The sequence below is a fragment of the Vibrio sp. 10N.247.310.17 genome (genome assembly GCF_041466605.1).
Lineage (GTDB): Bacteria > Pseudomonadota > Gammaproteobacteria > Enterobacterales > Vibrionaceae > Vibrio > Vibrio tasmaniensis_A.
In genome coordinates this window covers 1-2,229 of sequence record NZ_JBFSTC010000196.1, presented here as the reverse complement: position 1 = coordinate 2,229, position 2,229 = coordinate 1, and the positions used below count along the sequence as shown (strand labels likewise).

The 2,229-nt window shown below is 45.1% G+C and carries 1 protein-coding gene and 1 pseudogene; one reads left to right on the top strand and one right to left on the bottom strand.

The genetic code is table 11. The features are described from left to right. Window positions 1-98: 98 nt before the first annotated feature. Complete coding sequence (locus tag AB6D80_RS24735) at window positions 99-1,574, bottom strand: tripartite tricarboxylate transporter permease (RefSeq protein WP_241820678.1); 1,476 nt, start codon at window positions 1,572-1,574, stop codon at window positions 99-101. 308 nt (window positions 1,575-1,882) lie between these two features. Here AB6D80_RS24735 and AB6D80_RS24730 point away from each other — a divergent pair. Further along, window positions 1,883-2,229: pseudogene (locus AB6D80_RS24730) on the top strand (hypothetical protein); the annotation flags it as partial.

Sequence of the window (2,229 nt, the reverse complement as noted above, 5' to 3'; positions counted from 1 at the left end):
GCTCGGAAGGATCCTTCAACCGATCACTTTGGCTTTAACTGATCGGCATTAGCCTGAGGCTCCCTTTATTTCGTTTTGTTTTCTAGGCTAAGCCAAGCTTATACTTCAACAGGCTTCGCTCTAAAGCTCTTGAACAGCTTAACCAGAATAGGACTAGATAGAACCAATACCGCTAAAATGGTGAAGGTCATTGTGATAGGGCGTTCCCAAAGGAAGCTGAGTTCACCATCACTGATCATCAGTGCGCGTCTCAAGTTCTCTTCCAATAAACCACCTAATATGAAGCCAAGCAGTAACGGTGCGAGCGGGAAGTTGGCCAGCCTTAACGCTATCGCCGTCATTGCCACAATTAGCATCACAAACACATCCATCGTGTTGAAAGACACCAAGTACACGCCTGTGATTGAGAAGAAAATAATCATTGGCAGTAGTACCGTTCTTGGTACCGCTAGCAGTTTAGAGATGTAAGGGATTAAAGGCAGATTCAAGATAACCAGCACGATGTTGCCAAAGTACATCGAGATAATTACCGACCAGAATACATCTGGATGCTCAACGAACAAGCGAGGACCGGGTTGGATGCCATAAGCGATGAGTGCACCAAGCATAATTGCTGTAGTACCAGAGCCCGGAATACCGAGTGTCAGTAGCGGAACGAATGAACCACTCGAAGCTGCATTATTTGCTGATTCAGGAGCCACAAGACCACGAATACTGCCTTTACCAAACTCTTTCTGCTTGTCTTTTGGTGCTAGGCTGCGTTCCATGCCGTAGCTTAAGAAAGCTGCGATAGTCGCGCCAGCACCCGGAAGCACGCCAGTGAAGAAGCCAAGAATTGAAGAACGAATCGAAACGGGCGCGACTTCTTTGAACTCTTCTTTGGTCACTTTCATGCTGCCAATATCGGCCATCTTTTGGCTTTCTTCGCCGCTGGTGTCTTTCTCTGGTTTCAAAATACCCATTAAAGTCTCACCTAAAGCGAATGTTGCCATAGCAAGAAGTAGGAAACTAAAGCCATCCATTAGGTCTGTTAGACCAAACGTGAAACGCTCAACACCAACGCCTTTGTCGATACCAACAGTAGATAACATCAAACCAAGAATGGTCATCATCCATGCCTTTATTACCTGACCCGGGCCTGCAAAAGCCGCTACAGCCGATAGACCTAACAACATCAATGCAAAGTAGTCTGACGACTGGAAGCTCAATGAGACACTTGCTAGAGCCGGTGCTGCAATCAAAAGCATGATTGCTGACAGAGTACCGCCAGTGAAAGAAGAGTAGGCTGCTAGTGCCAACGCTTTACCTGCTTGGCCTTTTTGTGCCATTGGGTAGCCGTCGAATGCGGTTACTACCGTTGAAGAACAACCTGGAGCATTGATTAAGATTGATGACGTTGAGCCACCAAATACAGCGCCGTAGTACACACCTGCCATTAAGATTAAGCCAGAAGAAGGGTCTAGGCCGTATGTAATCGGGATCATCAACGCGATTGCTGAAATTGGACCGAGTCCCGGTAGCATCCCAATAAAGGTACCAACAAAACAGCCAACAATTACCATCATGATGTTCATTGGCATCACGGCGGTCGAAGTAAATGTCTAATATCTTAGTCACTTGTAACACATAACATTACTGCGGGTTAGGTCACAAAGCTATACAGGCCGGGGCGTAGCGGGGGATTCGCGTAACACATGCAATGACTGCTTATGCACAGTCCTGCCATTGTGTTACTCAGATGTGTTACTGAGCGTGTTACGCAAGTAGCAGGACTTCCAAAAACTTTAGTGCTATTGATCACGTTTATGCTGTTTCATGTTGATCTTTTTGGTAAAAGGTAGAGATTGACATTTTGGCTTTGTTTTTTAAGGAAATATTACCGATGAGTACTGATGGCACTTTTATCACGAAAGAAATTTTCGCAGATATGCTGGAGAAAAGTGTGCAAGCCGCTATGTCTAGCAATACCTCTGCGATAAGTGCTATGGATTTAACTAGTTTTGCAACACTGGCAGCGTCAATAGCTGCTTGCGTCAGCGCAGTGATGGCCTATCGTGTGCTAAAAGAAATGCAAAAGCAGCGACAAGAGTCGAGTAAACCAGTGTTAATTGCAAGTAGCAATTCCTTAATAACTAAACGAATAAACCCTGAAATTGAAGACACCCCTTTAGATTGGCTTTGTTGCGTAATTAAATTTAAAGATAGAACAACCCCGTTTCGCGTATTTCT

Bases quoted from the DNA above. Each gene is read 5' to 3' on its own strand.
- AB6D80_RS24735 (WP_241820678.1), bottom strand. From the start codon at position 1,574: ATGAACATCATGATGGTAATTGTTGGCTGTTTTGTTGGTACCTTTATT.